This window comes from Desulfovibrio sp. (assembly GCF_034006445.1).
Classification (GTDB): domain Bacteria; phylum Desulfobacterota; class Desulfovibrionia; order Desulfovibrionales; family Desulfovibrionaceae; genus Desulfovibrio.
Genome location: NZ_JAVESS010000006.1, coordinates 26918 through 46463, shown reverse-complemented (window position 1 = coordinate 46463; position 19546 = coordinate 26918). Strand labels below are relative to the sequence as shown.

The window sequence follows — 19546 nt, the reverse complement described above, 5'->3', positions numbered from 1 at the left end:
GCATTGGCATCTGGCATTGGCTGCACTGCATGCACGTGCCAACTACCTGATATTACATGCCAACAACACCTGCCGACGTGAAGGATAAAAGAATATATGCGGAACCGGCGAAGGAAAACCGGTTCCGCATATGCATCGGATACGTGAATGCATCAGACAGGGGCGTCTGGCAAAACTCCGTTATCCGCCAAGGCTCTCCACCTGCTCCAAAAGCCCGAGCATCTTGCGGGCATCGGACGCCATCGGCTCAGGCGGAAGCGGCGTCAGTATTCCCAGACCTTCCATGACGTCATGAAAGACTTCTTCGTCCATTTCAGTCACAACGGCGGTGTGCATTCCGGCATCAATCATCATAAGCTCCAGCACCCAGGCCCGCGCGTGATCGCCGGAAGGCGGGTCAAGAAGCGCCAGAACAGGGATATCGCGCCGCGCTGCCTCCTTGCACTGGTCAATAGTTGCCGTCATACATACAGTGCAGCCGTCATGTTGCAGCTGCTCCACAAAATCCTCCCAGGCTTCGGGCCGGGATGTTTGCAGCAGGATACGCCTGTTCTTCATGGCCGCCCCTAGTGCGCGCCGCCGCCGCAGGTCTGATCCGTGGAGAAGCGGTTGAGCTTGCCCGCGCAAAAAGCCTCGACCGCCTGCCCCACTGTGGGATAGTTGCCAGCGAAAAAGACGTCGATATGCATCTGGTTAAAGCCCATGAGAGGACGCATGCCCATGCCGCCCGCCAGCATGGCCGTTACGCCATGCTCGGCCAGGTACTGCACGGGGGCCATGCAGCCGCCCTGCTGATGCGGTATGGACGGCAGCGTGCTCTGGGCCTTGATAGCGCCGTTTTCTATTTCCACTATGGTGTAGATGTCACAATGGCCAAAATGCATACCCATGCCCGCGTCCATGCCGCCAGGAAGTTCGGAAGGAATGGCCAGAATTGTCTTGCTCATGATATTGTGTCCTATAACGTGTTGATGTTGGCCCGCCGGGCGGGCTTGTCAGCCATGGCGCGGATGCGCCGCCATATCTGCTCCAGCTCGCTTGCCAGAGGAGAATCCCTTTCGGTCAGGGCCTCGCCCCTGACCATGGCCTCTGTCACAAGGGGGCTGAAGGGCAGCCTCCCCGCCAGCGCGTGCCCGCGTCGGACGGCCTGTTCCTCTATGGCGCGGGCTTCGTCGTCGTTGAGGTCTGCCTTGTTGATGATCACCGCCACAGGGATGCGAAAATGCCCGCACAGATCCGCCACACGCTCGAAATCGTGCCGCCCCGATGGCGAGGGTTCCACCACCGCCACGGCCAGGGTGGCCCCGGAGAGCGAGCTGATCACAGGGCACCCTATGCCCGGCGAGCCGTCGCAAAGGATGAGGCCGCCCTCTTCGGCTGCGGCGATCTCGCGCGCCTTCTGCTTGAGCAGGCCCACCAGACGGCCAGAATTTTCCTGACCGGGTTCAAGCTGCGCGTGCACAAAAGTGCCGAAGCGCGTGCGGCTCAGATACCAGGCTCCACAATGCCGCTCAGGAAATTCAATGGCCGCCGCAGGGCACAGCTTGTGGCACACGCCGCAGCCCTCGCAGTCCAGCGCGTCTATGCCGAACACGCCGTCCTTCAAATGCACGGCTCCGAACTGGCAAAGCTCCATGCAGCGCCCGCACTGCGTACAGGTGGCCTCGTCAATGACCGCCGTGTGGCCCGAAATAAAAGGCTGCTCCTGCTCGATGCGGGGATCAAAGATGATGTGCAGGTCGGGCACGTCAACATCCAGATCACAGAGGACGGGATTCAGACCCTCGCGGTGGGCCAGGGCAGCCAGGGAGGCGCACAGCGTCGTCTTGCCCGTGCCGCCTTTGCCGCTGATAACAACTATCTCACGCATGCCGTGCCTCCGCTGCGCCCTGCCCGTCACAAAGCCGCTCCGCGCGGGTCTGCGCCGCTGTTTCCGGCTGTTGCGCGGTGTCTGCCAGATCTGGCCAGGGCTGACCGCCAATCCACCGGCACAGCGCCTGCTGCAGGCTTTCAAAACGCCCGCGCCACGCCCTGCCGTTGTCGCCAGGCCCCAGCGGCGGCAGATTCCCGCGCGCGTAACCTTCGGCGGCCTGCATATCAAAGGGCAACCGGGCAAGCAGGGGCAGGCCTTCCGCAGCGCAATACCGCTCAAGGGCCGCATCGCCAGCCTGATTGCCGGGCATGCCTGCCCGGTTCATAACTACGGTCAGGGACAGGCCAAGCTTTTTGAAGGCCGCATGGGCCAGCTTGAAATCATACATGCCGAAGGGCGTGGACTCCGCCACCAGCACAAGTGCGTCCGCCATGCGGGCCGTGGTCATGGCCGGACAGCTCACGCCGGGGGGCGAATCAATGAGGATATCCGGGCCGTCAACCGCATCCTTGCAGGCTGGGGAGGCAAAAGCCCGTTCCAGGGCGCGCAGCAGGGGGGGCGACATGGCCTCTCCCACACGGCTTTTTCCCATAAGCAGGGCCTGCTCACGGTCGGGGTTCAGGTTCCACCGCCCCCACTGCAGGCTGCCCAGTTCGCGCTGGCCCCTGTTCAGGGCAGCGGGCGCGCAAACCTCGAAACAGCCGCCGCAGCCATGGCACATGTCCGCGAAAATGGTGGGCTTTCCCCCCAGCATGGCAATGGCCTTGTAGGCGCACATGTCAGCGCATGCCCCACAGGCCGTGCATTTTTCAGCATCAAGTTCGGGCACGGTCAGGTACACGGCCTGGGCCGCATCCAGATCAGGCTGTAAAAAAAGATGCAGGTTGGGAGCCTCCACGTCGGCGTCAACTATCAGGCAGGGCCGTGGCCAGACCACGGCCAGTGAAGCCGCCACCGTGGTCTTTCCCGCGCCTCCCTTGCCGCTGGCAAATGCGATTCGCATGGCAACCTACTTGTTGGGCGCCGCAGCCGGACTGACGGAACCTTCGGTATAGCAGCGCACGGCTTCGCCCACGCTGCGGCCATCCAGTTCCTGATACACCTGCATGCCCGCCGCCTGCAAAGCAGTGAAAGCCTTGGGGCCAACATAACCGCTGAGCACGGCGCCAACGCCCAGGGACGACAGGCGCTCGGCCGTCTGTATGCCCGCGCCTTGCGCCATGACCTGCGAGGCCCCGTTATCGACATATTCCGTGGCCATACTTTCCGTATCCACCACCACGAACCCTGCGGCACGGCCGAAACGCGGATCAACCTGGGAATCCAGACCCGGCCCTTCGCTTGAGACGGCGATTTTCATAACTTCACTCCTTTGCGCAGCCGAGGCCGCACCTTTTATTTTGCTCATCAGTTTTGCTCAAATGAGCATAATCTTCAGCCGCCCAATGTCAAGACAAAGGCACAAGTTTTTGCGCAAAAAAAGAGCCGGTTTCGCGTGTACGCGAAACCGGCTCTGATAAAGTACTAATAAAAGTTTTAGGGGGTGGGGGCGTGGGGGAGGAGACCCTTTTGCAAAAGGGTCCCTCCCCCACAAAGCATTTCAAAGTTCACCAGCATCCAGGGAAGCACTGGTTACAGAGCCTCCTGGAAACGCGCAGTTATTTCGTTTGGCAAGGCGCGATCTTTTTTTGAAACAGGAGTGGACTCTTCCGTCCTCGACTGTTTCAAAAAAAGTGAAGCAACGCCGCCAAACGGAATAAATCAGCGTTTCCCTAGAGGCCAAAGCGTAATCCGGCGTACCCCACAACCCGGCTGGTATCGCCGGATGCGGCAGCCGAAGTGTCGTAGAGGCAAAGCTCGGCCCAGGGGTTGCCCAGGGCGCGCGCGGCAAACAGAGCCAAAGCCATCGGGCCGACCCCGCACATGGTAATGCCCTCGCGCTCCACAACGGCAAGCAGACCATCGGGATCGCAGGACAAGACCTGCGTCAGAGCCAGCGCATCCTTGTGCAGTGTCTGCTCCTGATCCTGGTAGTGGTTCAAGTCCGAGCTGACGATGATGCCCACATCCTGCCCTCTGAAGCTGAAGTCCTGTATCACCTGCGCCAGGGCCAGCCCGGCGGCGCGCAGCGCATCGGGCCTGCGGGTTCCCACGCATACGGGCGCAATGGTGCGCGGCACGGGCGATCCGTCCTCTCCGGTATGGCTGCCGGGCAGACTTTGCAGAAAAGGCAGTATAACTTCAGTGGAATGTTCCACAAGGTGGCTAAGCTCGTCCGGCAAAAAGCCGCCCGGAGCCTGAATAAGGGCCTGGGTCAGCTCTTCGTCAACCGGTATGGGGCCCAGCGGCGTCAGCCACTGGCCTTCGGCCCATACGCCCAGAGGCTTCCCCTGGCCCGTATGGTTGGGAGACAGGACAAACAGCCGCTGCGGCAGGCTTGCTCCCGTTGTGGAGTCGCCCCATGGGGCTGCCAGGGTAGCGCCTATGATACGGCCGCAGTAAACATAGCCGGCGTGAGGCAGCACAAGGCCCAGCAGGTGTGAACCGGCATCGTTCGAGTGCTCGTCCGACAAGAAACCAGCAGGAACAGCCGACGCCATAAGCCATGCCTGAACTTCTTTTTTTAACTGATCAGCCTCGGCAGGATAAAAACGCCCCGCCGCAATGGGATGTCGTATACTCATGGCCGCCCCCGGAATATGGCATGTCTCGAGCAGATTAACTTTGAAATGCAACACATTTCAAAGTTTTCATTCAGCCGAAACGTGCAATTTTCGGCTGAATCCACGCCACGTTGTGGCGCGCTGCACTTTCGTACAGCCTTGGAGCATTTACACTTTTTCAAAGTTAAAATGCTCTGAAATAACACTGCGAACCCCGCGCAACGGGCCTGACCGCTTTTGAGAGCCGCCTACCTTTCCCGGCGGTTTTCTCGCGGCATCCCGCCTTCATTGCAGAATGCGTATCCGTCAAATCCTTCGGATATTCAGGACACATACAAAACGCATCATGCAGGGTTCCCGCCTGTTTCGTCCTTTTGTTATTGGTTAGAGCAAGTTAACTTTTAAATTGCTCTGACGGCTGCGTGAGCAGACGTCCGCTACAAAAGCGTAAGCGCAGTTTATCTGCGCGGTTAAACGCCGAAGTGAGCGTGCTTTAAACTTTGAGAATGTACATTCTCAAAGTTAATCTGCTCTAGACCAGATTACCTTTGAAATGTTACACATTTCAAAGGGGTCATTCTGCCGAAAATGCGATTTGCGGCAGAATCCACGCCACGTTGTGGCGCGCTGCACTCTCGCGCAGCGTTAGAGCATTTAACTTTTTCAAAGGTTAAATGCTCTAGTCGAGACCACCCAATAGCGCGTAGTGGGTTTCCATATATTCAAGCAGCCCTTCACGGCCGCCTTCACGCCCCACGCCGCTGCCCTTGACGCCGCCAAAAGGCGTTTCCGCCGAGGCCAGCCCTGCGTCGTTGACGCCCACCATACCATACTGCAGGCTCGCCCACAGTCGCCAGGTACGGGCCATGTCGCGCGTGCAGACATAGGACGCGAGTCCGTATTCCGTATCATTGGCCAGGGCCACGGCCTCTTCCTCGTCCTCAAAGGACATGACGGCAGCCACAGGCCCGAATATTTCTTCACGAAAAATGCGCATTTCGGGCGTTATGCCCGTCAGCAGCGAGGGTTCGTAAAAGTTGCCGCCCAGACTATGGGGCTGGCATCCTGCTATACGGCGGGCTCCCTTTTCAAGGGCGTCGCGCACAAGGGCGTCCACGTGGGCCACGGCTTCGGCGTTGATAAGCGGGCCCATGGTGGTGTCCGGCTTGAGCCCGTCACCGACCTGGAGATCCCGGATACCTTGCAGCAGGCGGCGCACAAAGGCATCGGCCACGTCGCTGTGCACCAGAAAACGGTTGGCGCAGATGCAGGTTTGCCCCGCATTGCGGAACTTGCTGCCCATGCCCACACGCGCCGCCAAATCCAGATCCGCGTCGTCAAAAACAAGGAATGGCGCGTTGCCGCCCAGTTCCAACGACACCTTCTTCAAGGTGGGGGCGCATTGGGCGGCGAGGGTTCTGCCCACGGGCGTGGACCCGGTAAAGCTGAGTTTGCGTACCAGAGGACTTTCTGTAACCACGGAGCCGATGGCTCTGGCGCTGCCCGTGATCACGTTGAAAACCCCGGCGGGAATGCCCACCCGCATGGCCAGTTCGCCCATGGCCAGGGCGCTGTACGGCGTGGCGCTGGCGGGTTTGACAATGGCCGTGCATCCTGCCGCCAGGGCCGGAGCCACCTTGCGGGGAATCATGGACATGGGGAAGTTCCACGGGGTAATGGCCACGGCAACGCCCAGGGGGGCATGCCGGGTAAGCGCCTGCACGCCCTGCCGGAACGCGGGCACCACCTCGCCGCTCACGCGGCGGGCCTCTTCGGCATACCAGGGAAAGTAGGAAGCGCCCTGAAGGATTTCCGCCCTGGCTTCAGCCAGAGGCTTGCCTTCTTCAAGGGTGAGCAGACGGGCCAGATCTTCAAGGTTGGCGCGTATGGCCTGCTCCCACGCATGAAGGTAGGCTCCGCGCTCCTGCGGGGTTTTGTCTTTCCAGAGGGCAAAGGCGCTGTGCGCGGCTTCAACGGCAAGCCGGGCCTCGTCTGCGCCGCAGTTGGGCACAGTGCCAAGCAGCTTGCCGTTGGCCGGATTGACGACATCCAGAACGCTCTTGTCTGCCGCGTCACGCCACTGCCCGTTAATGAGGCAGTGAGGACGAAACAGACTTTTATCCTGCAATATCTGATGCATAGGAACCCCTGTAGTGCGCGGACAGGGGGTCAGAACAGTTGTCTGCCTCCCATCCAGTGGTGCTTGACGCGCCCGCGCAAAGTCTGCCCCAAAAAGGGCGAATTCAGGCTTTTTGAATACATGGTTTGCCGTGAGGCCGTCCATGCTTCATCAGGGTCAAACAAAAAGAAATCCGCCGGGTCGCCGGGGGCGAAGCCGTTGCAGGGCAGGCCAAAAATTTCAGCCGGGCGGCGGCACCACAGGCGGTGCACGTCAGATTCGGCCAAAATGCCCTCATCCACCAGCTTCCAGGTAAGGGCAAGAGCCAGATCAAGCCCTGTGAAGCCGCAGGGGGCCGCGTCCAGAGTGCCGTCTTTTTCATGGGCCGCATGCGGCGCATGGTCGGTTACAAGGATGTCCACAATACCCGTTTTCACGGCTTCACGCAGCACTTCGCGGTCATGCGCAGTGCGCAGCGGAGGGCTGACCTTGGCCTGAACACTATAGTTCTCGAGGGCTGTTTCGTCCAGCAACAGATAGTGCGGGCAGGTTTCTGCGCTGACCTTCACGCCGCGCTGCTTGGCCCAGCGTATGAGGTCTACGGTCAAGGCCGCAGAAACATGGGCGATATGTACAGGAATATCAAGATATTCTGCAAGCATAATGTCGCGGGCGGCCTGCACGGCCTCCCCGGAGGACGGCTGCCCCTTGAGCCCCAGAAGACCGCTCACATTCCCTTCATGCATGAGCCATCCGCGCGCAAGGTGCGGGTCTTCGCAATGGTCGATAAGGATCAGGCCGAGATCTGCGGCATATTCCATAATGCGGCGCACAAGCTCGGCGTTTTCCAGGGGGCGGCCGTCATTGGACACAGCCACGCAGCCCGCCTCCTTGAGTTCGGCCAGGGGAGCCATCATTTCTCCCTTCAGGCCGATGGTGGCCGCCGCAATGGGGAAAAGCCGGGGGCCGTAGGGGTGGCTTTGCCTTGCCCTGTCCAGCATGTGGCGGGTAACGCTGGCCGTATCATTGACCGGTTTGGTGTTGGCCATGCACATGACCGCGCCAAAGCCGCCCCGCATCGCTGCTTCAAGCCCTGAAGCCACGTCTTCCTTATATTCATAGCCGGGCTCGCGCAGGTGAACATGCGCGTCAATAAGGCTTGGCATGAGCACAAGGCCGCAAGCGTCAAAAATTTCGCAACCCTCGGGGGCCGCATGATGGCCCGCCGGGGTCATGGTCATGATTGTGTCGCCGTCCACCAGAAGGTCTACGGGAGCCTCCAGGTGACGGGCGTTTTTAATGCAAAGCCTCATGCGCGTCCTCCATCGTTGCGCGTGGCCAGAAGATAGAGCACGGCCATACGCGTCGCCACGCCCGCAGCCACCTGGTTCAGCACCAGACTGACGGGGGCGTCGGCCATATCATCAGAAATTTCCAGTCCCCGGTTCATAGGGCCGGGATGCAGCACCTTGGCCCCTGGCCGGGCCATTTCCATATGTCTGAGGCCCAGGCAGAAGCGCCGCGAGTATTCGGCCAGATCGGGCAGAAGCCCGGCCTGCTGGCGTTCCAGTTGCAGGCGCAGACACATGGTGGCGTCCACATCGCGCACGGCCTCATCAAGATTTGTATACACTTCCACAGGCCAGTGGTCCACACCGGCAGGCAGCAGGGTGCGCGGAGCGCAGACCCGCACGCGTACGCCAAGGCTGGTCAGCAGGTGGATATTGGACCGCGCCACCCGACTGTGGGCGATATCGCCAAGGATGAGCAGGGTGCGTCCTTCAAAGGTGTTGTCCCATGCCTGGCGCAGGCTGAAGCAGTCCAGCAGGGCCTGCGTCGGGTGGGCATGCCAGCCGTCGCCGCCGTTGACCACGCCGCAGGGCAGCAGTTCCGCGATATAGCGGGCCGCGCCGCTGCTGGAGTGGCGGATGACAATGACGTCGGGCGACATGGCCTGGAGCGTCAGGGCCGTGTCCTTGAGGCTTTCGCCCTTGTTGAGGCTTGAGCCGCTCTTGCCCAGAGAAAACGTGTCCGCCGACAGGCGCTTGCCCGCCACATCAAAGGACGTTTTGGTACGGGTGCTGTCTTCCACAAAAAAAAGCACCACAGTCTTGCCTTTGAGCGTGGGCACCTTCTTGACGGGTCGGGTGTTTATTTCTTGAAAGCTGGCGGCCAGATCCAGCAGATGCAGGGTGTCGGCCCTGCTCAACTGGGTTACATCCAGCAGATCCTTGTGTGACCAGTGGTAGCGGTTGTCGGTATTCATGGCAGTACTGTGTAAAAGGGTAAAAAAAAACCCCGCTGATTTTTCAACGGGGAACGGCGGGAGTGGCTGCGGCCCTGGCACGGAGCGACGTAAATTCTGAAAAATCGCGCACACCGGGCACCGGTAAAGGCGCCCTCCCGAATATGCGGAGTACAAGAGCGGCAAACATCATGCCTGATTTGTAGACTCGCAAAAGACCTTTGTAAAGTAAAAAGTCTGTTGACGCCTGCAGGGCCATTGTCTAGTTAGAGGAAGGCAATGCCGCCTTCAGGACGGCGCAGTCCATGTGGCCGCCGGGCGGCAACATCATGCGACTGCCAGCCCGAACGACGTTCAGGCCGATGCCGGGCGCTTTTTGCCATTGTTTCCATCAGGCTTTTTTGTGGAGGATGTGTCCAATGCTTTTGACTCTTGTGATCTATCTTGCATGTGGCGCTGTGGCCGGGGTGCTGGCCGGACTGCTGGGCGTGGGCGGGGGCATTGTGCTGGTACCCATGATGGTGGCCATATTTCCCACGGTGGGCGTGCCTGCCGAATACGTGCAGCAAATGGCGCTGGGCACGTCCCTTGCCAGCATCATGATCACCTCCATTTCCAGCGCCCGTGCCCACAACAAGCGCGGGGCCGTACACTGGGACATCTTCCGCAACATTACGCCGGGCATCCTCCTTGGCACTTTTGTGGGCGGCCTTATCGCCACGCACATGCCCACGCTTGCCCTCAAGATCATCTTTATCTGCTTTCTGCTGGTGGTATCTCTTCAGATGCTCTCCGGCTACCGGCCTCCGGCTACCCGCAACATGCCCGGCTTTGTCGGCACGTCTGGCGTGGGCATGGGCATCGGCCTTATTTCAAGCTTTGTGGGTATTGGCGGCGGCACGCTTTCGGTACCCTTCATGTCTTCCTGCAACGTACCGCTGCACCACGCCGTGGGAACCTCGGCCGCCATTGGCTTTCCCATCGCGGTAGCGGGAACGCTGGGCTTCATTGTGGGCGGATGGGGTCGGCCGGATCTTCCCTCTATGACTCTGGGCTTTGTAAACCTGTGGGCCTTGCTGGGCATAGCCTCAGCCAGTTTTCTCACCGCGCCCCTCGGCGTCAAGCTGTCGCACGCCCTGCCTGCCGACAAGCTCAAACGCGGCTTTGCCTGCTTTCTGGTTATCGTGGCCGCCAAAATGGCCTGGGGATTGCTGTAAACCTTAATTGCTGACAAGATAGGAACATGAAACTCTATTCCTACAACCACAAACTGGCTGAATCAGTCTGGTGGAACCTCGTCCTGCTGACCTTGGGCGGGCTGCTTACCGCCACCTGCATCCAGAGCGTTGCAGCCCCCCACGATTTTCTCGCCGGGGGCATCATGGGCGTGGCCCTGCTCACCAATTACTGGACAGGAACGCTCACGCCCCTTTTGTGGTACGCCATGTTTTGCGTGCCCATTTATCTTTTCGGCTGGTTTTTTGTCGGAAAACGCTTTCTCCTCTACACGGCCTACGGCACCCTGTGTACGACGATCTTTGGCTTTTTCATCAATTTCACCATCCCTCTGCAAAGCGAACTGTATGCAGCGGTGGTGGGCGGCGTGCTGCACGGCACCGCCGGGGGGCTGATGCTGCGGACTCTTGGCAGCGGCGGCGGCACGGACGTTATCGCCGTTGTGCTCAAGGACCGCTGGAATTTTTCCATCGGACAGTTCAACGTCATTTTCAACGGCCTGCTTTTTCTGCTGGGGGCCTACCGCCTGCCCTTTGATCTTATTATTGCATCCATGATCATGATGTTTATTTCGTCCAACGCGCTTGAATACGTGCTGGGCATGTTCAACCGGCGCAAACTGGTCTTCATCATTTCCGATCACGGCGAAGAGATCAGCGAGGCCATACTGGTGACGGAACGCTTTGGCGCAACCATGTTGCGGGGCAAGGGGGCCTACTCCGGCTCTGACCGCGAAATCCTGCTCACAGTCACCAACAACATTGCCCTCAAGCGTCTGGAAAATCTGGTCTTCAGCATTGACCGCAACGCCCTTTTCATTGTCGAAAACACCTTTTACGTTTCCGGCGGGCAGTTCGCACGCAGGAGCAGGTAGGAGCAACGCATGTCGCCCGCCGCATACGCTCCCGATTCCAACCCTGAAGGCAGGGCACATCAGGTGCTGGCCATCAGGGCCAGAAGCATCGTCACCCTGGCGGGCGAGGATCCGGCCAGAGGCGCGCGCCTGTTCGCCCCCCTGAAAAAAATCGACAATGCCGTGCTCATTGTGCGTGACGGCATGGTGGACGAGGTACGCCCCTGGTCGGCAGGGGCTGCGCCTGCTGGCGCTCTGGTGCGCGATCTCGGCCCAGTGTGTCTGGCCCCCGCCTGCGTCAACGCCCACACCCATCTGGAGCTTTCCCACCTGGCGGAACGCACCCGCTGGGGCAAGGGGTTCACGGCCTGGCTGCAAAGCCTCATTCCCCTGCTGCGCGAAGCCCCGGACCCGGAGGCGGCTGAAAATGCCTGCGCCCATATGGCGGGCACGGGAACCCTGTACGCGGGCAATATCACCGGCTCACTGCCCGGCGGCATGCTGCTGGCTGACGCCGCCTGCCGTGAAGCCGGGCTTGCCGTGAACCACTTTTGCGAATGGTTCGGCTTTGGCGCGCCCTTTGCCGACGGCGTGCGTCCCTGGCCGCCCCGCTGCCGCCAGGCGCTGGAAGACGATCCTTTTCTGGCTGCCCGCTGCGCCCCCGGAGGGCACGCGCTCTACTCCACCGGGCCGGACATTCTGCGCGCCGCCAAACAGGACTGCGTCCGCATGGGTCGCATTTTCAGCTTTCATCTGGCCGAATCGCCGGAGGAAACACAGCTGCTCACCACGGGCGACGGCCCCCTGCGCCAGTGCTACGACTCTGTGGTGCTGCCTGCGGACTGGCAGGCCCCCGGCCTGCGCCCCCTGGCCTATGCCTTCAAGCTGGGGCTTCTGGATGCGGGAACCCTGGCCGTACACGGCACGCAACTGGACGCGCAGGAAGTGGAAGTGCTGGCCGCCAGCGGAGCGGCCCTGTGCCTGTGCCCGCGCTCGAACCGCAACCTTGGGCTTGGGGTACCGCCGGTGCGCGACCTGCTTGAAAGCGGCTGCCTGCTCTGCCTCGGCACCGACGGTCTGACCAGCAACCGCGACCTTGACGTGCGGCAGGAGGCCGTATGGCTGCGAGAACATCTTGATGTTCCCCCCGAGGCCCTGGTGCGCCTCATGACCATTAACGGGGCGGAGGCCCTCAACATGCTCCAGAGCGGCGCGGGCCGTCTGGAGCCGGGCAGTCCCGCAGACTTCTGCGTCCTGCCTGACGCCCTCACCTACTGAGGCCGCGCGAGTCCGGGCCGGACACCTTGCCCATGCGAGCATCACGAATTTTTGCCCCGTCACATACCCTGCCCTATATTTGCTGAACGACTCCAAATCCAATGACTGTGGGAACAAACAGGTTTTACCGCGTTTTTTGTCGCAACTTTTCTGCATTCCCGTTTTTGCGCGCCCACAGACGTTTTCACCGCCATTGAGGGGCGGGAGGACAGTGCTGTTTTGAGAATTCCCACTTCTCGGGTCAATAAAGTTATTGTCATCATAAAATCTTGCTGGCAGTATTCGCGCATCCCAGATTTGTACGGTTACAACTACTGGGGTCATTGCTGTGCAGTGGCCCCGGCGGTGTCTACCGCCTGTCATCAACCTGCGCCAAGAAGGAAAAAATGAGCGAGGAATTACTGGACTGGAAAGAAGCCATGACCCGTGTGCTCGACAAACGCGATCTTTATGTCAAACTGTTGGGCAAGTTCATCGAGACGGAACGCGACACCCCTGACAAGGTGGGCGTGGCCCTGAAAAACGGCAATGCAGAAGAGGCCCGGCAACTGGTGCACAACACCAAGGGAGTTGCCGCCAACCTTGGGGCCAAGGCGTTGGCCTCCGCTGCGCTGGAGCTGGAGATGGCCATCAAGGCCGGGGCGGATACAAGCCGCGCCCTCAGCCATTTCAGCACCACCGTTATGGAAACCCTCGTGACCATGCACGCCTTCATGACCCAGTAGTTCCGGCGTAGACATCCCGACACGAAGCAAAGCCCGCTCCGCCGTTTTCGGCAGGAGCGGGCTTTTGCTATGCAGGCGCATTGGGCAAACACCGTCTACGATGGCGTGATGTCAGTACGGCTGTCTCTCCCCCCTTTTCAGACCAGAAAATCCTTATAATACCGCACAACCCGACAAAAGTTTTAGGGGGAGGGGGTGTGGGGGAGGAGACCCTTTTACAAAAGGGTCCCTCCCCCACAAAGTTCTTCCAACCTCATAGTTCGCTGATTTCACAGCAAGGCGCGCCTACTTTTCTATCCTGAAAAAGCGCAAGCGCAGGGCGTTGGTGACGACAGAGACGGAAGAGAGGGCCATGGCCGTACCCGCTATCATGGGCGAAAGCATGGGGCCGCCAAAAACGTGCAGCAGGCCCGCCGCCACTGGCAGCCCAAGGACGTTGTAGCCAAAAGCCCAGAACAGGTTTTGCCGGATATTGCGCATGGTGGCGCGTGAAAGCGCCAGGGCCGTCAAAACGGCTTCCATGCCGCCGCGCATGAGCACGATATCCCCGGCTTCGGCGCTGACGTCCACTCCCGTGCCCACAGCCATGCCCACATTGGCCAGGGCCAGGGCGGGCGCGTCGTTGATGCCGTCTCCCACCATGCCTACCACATGCCCCTGCTCCTGCAGGCGGCGTACATAGTCGGCCTTTTCTGCGGGCAGAAGTCCGGCGGCCACTTCGTCCACGCCGACCTTGGCCGCCACGGCTCTGGCGGTGCGTTCATTGTCGCCCGTGAGCATGACCACGCGCACGCCCATCTGTTGCAGACGGGCCACCACAGAGGGCGATTCGGGGCGGATGGCGTCGGCCAGGGCCAGAATGCCCGCCAGGCGGGCCTCCTCGCCACGGCCAAGGGCCAGCAGCAGGGGCGTCTGGCCAGCCTCGGCCAGCACGGCCAGCTTGCCGGAGATGTCGTCGGAAACCGCAAGACCGTATTCCTTCATAAAGGCGCGGTTGCCCACGGCCACGTGACGGGGCACGTCAGCGCAAAAGACGTCGCCCGCTATGCCCATGCCGGGTGCGACCACCACTTCCTCAACGCGGCAGGCGGGCAGATTGCGGTCGTGCCCGGCCTTGATCAGGGCCTGGGCCAGAGGATGCTCGGAACGGGCCTCAAGAGCTGCCGCAAGGGACAGCAGGCCGTTTTCGTCCAGCCCCTGCGCGCCTTCCAGCAGGGTTACGCCCGTGAGCACGGGCTTGCCCGTTGTGAGGGTGCCGGTTTTGTCCACGGCAAGGACGTTGATGTGCCCGGCCTGCTCCAGAGCAGCGCCGTTCTTGATAAGCACGCCAAGCTGCGCCCCGCGCCCCGTGCCCACCATGATGGACATGGGCGTCGCCAGCCCCATGGCGCAGGGGCAGGCCATGACCAGCACGGCCACAAAGACGGTGAGCGGCGTTGTGATTGGCTCGGAACTGAACACCAGCCAGGCCAGGGCGGCCAGCACGGCGTAGAGCATGACGGCGGGCACGAAGTAGTAGCTGACGCGGTCTGCCAGGCGGGCGATGGGGGCCTTGCTGCCCTGGGCTTCGCGCACCAGACGGATGATGCGTGCAAGCCGCGTGTTGCGGCCCACGGCGTCGGCCCGCAGGGTAAGCGAACCTTCGCCATTGACGCTGCCCGCCACCAGCTTGTCGCCGGGGACGACGGCAACAGGGATGGATTCGCCTGTGAGCAGGGAAAGGTCCACGGCGCTTTTGCCCGTGAGCACTTCGCCGTCCACAGGCACACGTCCACCGGGCCTGAGCAGCAGGTGATCGCCAGCCTTCAGGGCCGACACCGCGACTTCCCGGGGCGGCAGGGCCTCGTTGTCAGGATCGAGCCGCAGGGCCGTTTCCGGCGTGAGGCTCATGAGCGCGCCCATGGCGTCGCCAGCCTTGCGCTTGGCCGTGGCTTCAAGAAACTGCCCCAGTTCTATCATGGTCAGCAGCACTGCCGCCGACTCATAATACAGGTTCATGGCCCGCGTCACAGGGTCAACGCCCATGAGACCAAGAACAGTGTTGACCAGGCTGTAGATGAAGGCAGCGCCCGTGCCCACGGCCACCAGGCTGTCCATGGCAGGAGCCTTGCGCAGCAGCGCGCGGATGCCGTCCACATAGAAATGCCGTCCAAGCCAGACAATGGGCAGGCTCAGAAAAAGCTGTATGAGCATGAAGGTGCGCGGCGCGGCATGGGGATCCATCCAGTGCGGCAGACTGAGCCCCATCATGTGCCCCATGGACACCACAAGCAGGGGCACCGCAAAGCAGACCATGGGCACAAGACGACCCAGGCGCTGGCGTGCATCCTTGAGCGCTTTGGCCTTGTTTTCGGCAAACTCGGCGGAGGCGTCGTCATCAGCGGCAGGGGTGGCGCTGAAGCCCAGCGTGGCCACGCGATCCATGATCTCGTGCTGCACCGCTTCTTCCTGGCCGGGGCTGGCCCACACCTCGGCCTTGGCGGTGGCAAGGTTGACGCTGATTTTCTCCACACCTTCCATACGACCGACCACACGTTCGATGCGGGACGAGCAGGCCGCGCAGTGCATTCCCCCTATGTCGAATTTCAGGGGGCATGCCTCGTTGGCGGCGTCGTTTTGCGCATTGGCCTCGCTCATTTCTTCCTCCGGCTTGTCATTTACCAGGGTGGCGCGTAAACTCGCGGCACTACGAAATTGAAAATGGATTCCCAAGGAGGATACGATGAAAAGCCTGAAAGTCAATGGCATGCGTTGCGGCCACTGCAAGAGCGCGGTGGAAGAAGCCGCTGGCAAGATCCCCGGCGTGAAGAATCCGCTGGTGGATCTGGACGAAAAAGTTCTGCGCTATGAAGAAGACGGCCCGGTGGATATGGACGCCCTGCGCACGGCCATAAGCAACATCGGCTTTGATCCCGAATAGACAGGCCGAGAACGTCCCGGCCCATACCATCTGGGCCAGGTCATCTGGGCCCTAAACATCAGGGCCAGGTCATCAGGGCCAACGCCTGACGCTCCAGAGGGAGAAACCGGCGCTGGCCCTTTCTTTATTTCGCCCGCAACGCCCCGGTATCTTGCCGTTTGCGGCCGAATGCCGTAGTTATATAGGCCAATGTTCCATCTGGCCCGCAGACAACCCCACAGCACTATGCAGGCATATACAAAGCTTTTTCTGAACCGCCTCCGCCGCGAGGGCAGACTCCTGACAGGCACGGGCCTTGCGGGCCTGTTCCTGAGCTGCGCCCTTTTCTGCTTTGCGGGCACGGCTCTGGCGCAGGAGAGCTTTCCTCTGGACTTTACCGTCATCCGCCTGGGCGAAGGCCCACGCACCGTGCTGGTGGTGGGGGGCATTCAGGGCGATGAGCCGGGGGGCTTTTCCGCCGCCACGCTGCTGACCACCCATTACCGCATGGAAAACGGCAGCGTGTGGGTAGTGCCCAATCTGAATTTTCCCAGTATTATCAAGCGGTCGCGCGGCCTGTATGGGGATATGAACCGCAAGTTCGCCCGCCTGGACGCAACAGACCCCGAATTTGCCACAGTGCGCCGTATTCAGGATCTCATTGACCATCCGCAGGTGGGCCTTGTGCTCAACCTGCATGACGGCAGCGGCTACTACCGTCACACCTACGAAGACAAACTGCGCAATCCCGCCCGCTGGGGACAGTCGGTCATCATTGACCAGACGGAACTGCCGGGAGCTTTCATGGGCGCGCTGGAGGCCGAGGCCGACAAAGCCGCAAATGCCGCCAACAAGGCGCTCATGCAGGCGGGGCACCGTCTGCACGTCCATAACACCAATACCGCCGCCGGCGACCACGAGATGGAAAGGAGCCTTTCCTATTATGCCGTGCTTCGGGGCAAAGCCGCCTTCGGCCTTGAGGCCAGCAAGGAATTTCCCGTCGAGCTGCGCGCCTATTATCATTTATTGATGATTGAGTCCTTTCTGCAGCAGGCGGGCGTGGACTTCAGCCGCGCCTTTGCCCTCACGCCCGAAGGCGTGCGCGGAGCGCTGCAGGACAATCTTGCCGTTTCCTTTGCCGACAACCGCGTCTTTCTCCCGCTTGAAGACGCCCGCCCGGCCATCAACTTTCTGCCCCTGCCCAGAAGCGGCCCGGCCCAGGCCGTGCCCACCAAGCCAATCATGGCGGTTCTGCCCTGCGCCCAAGGCGGCGAAGGTCAGTTTTGCGTACATTACGGCAACCGCATGCTGACGCTCATCCGGCCCGAATGGCGCGAGGTGGACAGCAGCCTTGACGCCGTGCCCGTAAAAGTGGACGGCCAGGACAAGACGGTTTCCTTCGGGCAGGTGCTGTATGTTGACGACTCCTTCCAGGTTCGCCCTCTGGACGGCTACAGGGTCAATGCCATTGGCTTTGACAACGGTCAGCCCGACGAGGCTGGCGTGGAACTGCGCCTCAAGGACTTCATGCCGCGCTTTTCAGTAGACAAGCAGGGCAAGCTGTTCCGGGTCGAGGTTTACCGCAAGCAACTTTTTAGCGGCATGTTTCTGGTATATTTTGATAATGGCAGGCAAAACAGCCCCAACAGGCCACGTATGGCCCGTAACGCTGACGCCCTGCCCGACCGGCCCGGCCCGGAATCGTCCCTGGGCTTCTGAGAACGAGAATGTCTGAAAAAATTTCCATATGTGTGGCTGGCGGCGGCAGCTGGGGCACGGCCCTGGGGCATCTTCTGGCCCGTGGCGGGCACCATGTCTGCCTCTGGATGCGGAACGCGTCCGTGGCCACGGCCATCAACGAAAGGCACGAAAATCCCCGTTACCTGCCGGGCCTGCCCCTTGACGAGCGGCTTGTGGCCACCACAGACCCGGCTGCCCTGGACCGCCCTCTGGTCGTGCTGGCCGTGCCCTGCCAGCAGTTGCGCGGCTGGCTCACGGAACAGGCCCGCCACTTTCAACCCAGGGCCATTTTGGTCAATGCGGCCAAGGGCATTGAAACCGGTTCGCTGGCCACCTGCTCGGAAATGACCTCGCAGGCTCTCGGCCGCCTGAACCCCCGTTATGCGGTGCTGTCCGGCCCCTCCTTTGCGGCGGACGTATTGCGCGACCTGCCCACGGCCGTGGTCATGGCCGCCTACGATGAAGCCCTTGGCTGTTATCTGCGCGACATTTTTTCCGGCCCCGCCTTTCGTTGCTACTCCAGCACGGACGTCATGGGCGTGGAAATGGGCGGCGCGCTCAAAAACGTCATGGCCATTGCCGCTGGCACCTGCGACGGGCTGGGGCTGGGGGCCAACAGCCGCGCGGCCCTCATCACCAGAGGGCTGGCTGAAATGAGCCGCCTTGGCGTGGCCCGTGGGGCGCAGGCGCACACCTTTATGGGCCTCTCGGGTCTGGGCGACCTCACCCTTACCTGCACAGACGATCTTTCCCGCAACCGGCAGGTGGGGCTGCGCCTTGGCCGTGGAGAAAAGCTCGACCATATTACGCAAAGCCTCGGCATGGTGGCAGAAGGCGTCAAAACCACGGCCGCCATTTATGACATGGCGAAAAAACTTGGCGTAGACGCGCCCCTGACAAACGCGGTACACAGTATCTTGTATGAAGGGCAAAGTCCGCAGGCCGCGTTGCGCGACCTTATGGCCAGAACACTGCGCGAAGAATAGGCCAGCGGGCGCTGCCTCCAACGCTGGCATTTGCCTGCTGACGCACGCTCCAGACCATACTTGAATGGGCGTTGCCTGGCTGACCTGCCGGGGGGCTATACCGGGCCAGCACTGCCCCCTCGCTGTTGGCCCGTGAGACAGTGTGGCAGGCGTCTCGAACCTGACTGCCCCTGCCCGCTTTCCCGGAGTCCGATACCCGGACTAGCCCGGAGTCCGGTACCCGGACTAGCCCAGAGCCCGGTACCCGGACTAGCTCAGAGTCCGGTACCCGGATTAGCTCAGAGTCCGGTACCCGGATTAGCTCAGAGTCCGGTACCCGGACTAGCCCGCAGCCTGATAACCGGGCTTTCCCGGAGTCCGGTACCCGGACTAGCTCAGAGTCCGGTACCCGGACTAGCCCGGCCACGGTTCAACGCTCAAACCCGCGGATCCCAAGTACAACGCCAGTCCCGGCTCTCAGCCCGGCCCCAGTTTTTCCACAAGGCACCAGGGGATTCGCTTTTTTCCTGCTCGCGCCATGAGCGCCTTTCTGCCTCCTTTCCGCCTCCGCCCCCTCCATGCGACGCGGTACAACACCGTGTCCCCGGGCACCGATAGTCCTCTGTTTTTCCAGTGATTAAATAAATCACATGCTCTTTTGGTACAAAAACGTGCAATTGGCCAAAAAAATTTTTAGTAGCACGAATTTCTTGATCAGGCGTGGGCTCTTTACTGCGCGAAATTTTGTAGGATAGCGACCAATTTTTTTTGCACGACCGGATTTTACTGCAGTATATGGATTAACCTAATTTTGTTTGAGCAAACAGTTAATTACAGCATACAGCGGATTGATTGAACACCCAACACACAAATTGCAGTACTTCAAACTATTGCCAGACTGCTGTGAATTATTACACATATTGCAAGTAGACGCGCAAAACCAGCGCCAA

17 protein-coding genes are annotated in these 19546 nt (G+C 60.9%); 7 read left to right on the top strand and 10 right to left on the bottom strand.

The features are described from left to right. Positions 1-180: 180 nt before the first annotated feature. The 9 genes from RBR41_RS07805 to RBR41_RS07765 form a co-directional block, all read right to left on the bottom strand. On the bottom strand, positions 181-558 hold the full coding sequence (locus tag RBR41_RS07805) for a response regulator receiver protein (protein WP_320352021.1): 378 nt from the start codon (positions 556-558) through the stop codon (positions 181-183). An 8-nt stretch (positions 559-566) separates the two neighbouring features. Further along, complete coding sequence (locus RBR41_RS07800) at positions 567-947, bottom strand: NifB/NifX family molybdenum-iron cluster-binding protein (RefSeq protein WP_320352020.1); 381 nt, start codon at positions 945-947, stop codon at positions 567-569. A gap of 11 nt (positions 948-958) precedes the next feature. Continuing rightward, entirely contained in the window at positions 959-1870 is a 912-nt protein-coding gene (locus tag RBR41_RS07795; protein ID WP_320352019.1) for an ATP-binding protein, read from the bottom strand. Next, on the bottom strand, positions 1863-2876 hold the full coding sequence (locus tag RBR41_RS07790) for an ATP-binding protein (RefSeq protein WP_320352018.1): 1014 nt from the start codon (positions 2874-2876) through the stop codon (positions 1863-1865). Before RBR41_RS07790 ends, RBR41_RS07795 begins: the two co-directional genes overlap by 8 nt. 6 nt (positions 2877-2882) lie before the next feature. Next, positions 2883-3233: a NifB/NifX family molybdenum-iron cluster-binding protein gene (locus tag RBR41_RS07785; protein ID WP_320352017.1), complete on the bottom strand. Its 351-nt coding sequence runs from the start codon at positions 3231-3233 to the stop codon at positions 2883-2885. Between the two features lie 412 nt (positions 3234-3645). Beyond that, entirely contained in the window at positions 3646-4557 is a 912-nt protein-coding gene (gene amrB / locus RBR41_RS07780; protein ID WP_320352016.1) for an AmmeMemoRadiSam system protein B, read from the bottom strand. 658 nt (positions 4558-5215) lie between these two features. Further along, entirely contained in the window at positions 5216-6676 is a 1461-nt protein-coding gene (locus RBR41_RS07775; protein ID WP_320352015.1) for an NAD-dependent succinate-semialdehyde dehydrogenase, read from the bottom strand. Positions 6677-6705: 29 nt separating this feature from the next. After that, positions 6706-7968, bottom strand: coding sequence for a dihydroorotase (locus RBR41_RS07770; protein WP_320352014.1), 1263 nt, complete (start codon positions 7966-7968; stop codon positions 6706-6708). Further along, a complete protein-coding gene (locus RBR41_RS07765; protein ID WP_320352013.1) occupies positions 7965-8921 on the bottom strand; it encodes an aspartate carbamoyltransferase catalytic subunit in 957 nt (318 codons plus the stop codon). Before RBR41_RS07765 ends, RBR41_RS07770 begins: the two co-directional genes overlap by 4 nt. 398 nt (positions 8922-9319) lie before the next feature. On the opposite strand from RBR41_RS07765, the gene RBR41_RS07760 reads away from it, so the two are divergent. The 4 genes from RBR41_RS07760 to RBR41_RS07745 all read left to right on the top strand — a co-directional run bounded on the left by RBR41_RS07760 (position 9320) and on the right by RBR41_RS07745 (position 12992). Beyond that, on the top strand, positions 9320-10117 hold the full coding sequence (locus RBR41_RS07760; RefSeq protein WP_320352012.1) for a sulfite exporter TauE/SafE family protein: 798 nt from the start codon (positions 9320-9322) through the stop codon (positions 10115-10117). Between the two features lie 26 nt (positions 10118-10143). Next, on the top strand, positions 10144-11010 hold the full coding sequence (locus RBR41_RS07755; protein WP_320352011.1) for a YitT family protein: 867 nt from the start codon (positions 10144-10146) through the stop codon (positions 11008-11010). Between the two features lie 9 nt (positions 11011-11019). After that, positions 11020-12267 (top strand): amidohydrolase family protein, encoded by a 1248-nt coding sequence (locus RBR41_RS07750; protein ID WP_320352010.1) that lies wholly within the window; start codon positions 11020-11022, stop codon positions 12265-12267. A gap of 386 nt (positions 12268-12653) precedes the next feature. Then, on the top strand, positions 12654-12992 hold the full coding sequence (locus RBR41_RS07745; protein WP_179979870.1) for an Hpt domain-containing protein: 339 nt from the start codon (positions 12654-12656) through the stop codon (positions 12990-12992). 285 nt (positions 12993-13277) lie between these two features. On the opposite strand, the gene RBR41_RS07740 is transcribed toward RBR41_RS07745, so the two are convergent. Continuing rightward, entirely contained in the window at positions 13278-15629 is a 2352-nt protein-coding gene (locus tag RBR41_RS07740; protein WP_320352009.1) for a heavy metal translocating P-type ATPase, read from the bottom strand. An 85-nt stretch (positions 15630-15714) separates the two neighbouring features. Here RBR41_RS07740 and RBR41_RS07735 point away from each other — a divergent pair, with 85 nt between their 5' ends. The 3 genes from RBR41_RS07735 to RBR41_RS07725 all read left to right on the top strand — a co-directional run bounded on the left by RBR41_RS07735 (position 15715) and on the right by RBR41_RS07725 (position 18617). After that, the gene (locus RBR41_RS07735; RefSeq protein WP_179979872.1) at positions 15715-15912 is read left to right on the top strand and encodes a heavy-metal-associated domain-containing protein; all 198 of its coding nucleotides are present in this window, start codon (positions 15715-15717) and stop codon (positions 15910-15912) included. A gap of 225 nt (positions 15913-16137) precedes the next feature. Continuing rightward, on the top strand, positions 16138-17610 hold the full coding sequence (locus RBR41_RS07730) for a M14 family metallopeptidase (RefSeq protein WP_320352008.1): 1473 nt from the start codon (positions 16138-16140) through the stop codon (positions 17608-17610). Between the two features lie 20 nt (positions 17611-17630). Beyond that, positions 17631-18617 (top strand): NAD(P)H-dependent glycerol-3-phosphate dehydrogenase, encoded by a 987-nt coding sequence (locus RBR41_RS07725; protein WP_320352087.1) that lies wholly within the window; start codon positions 17631-17633, stop codon positions 18615-18617. The last annotated feature ends 929 nt before the right edge of the window (positions 18618-19546 follow it).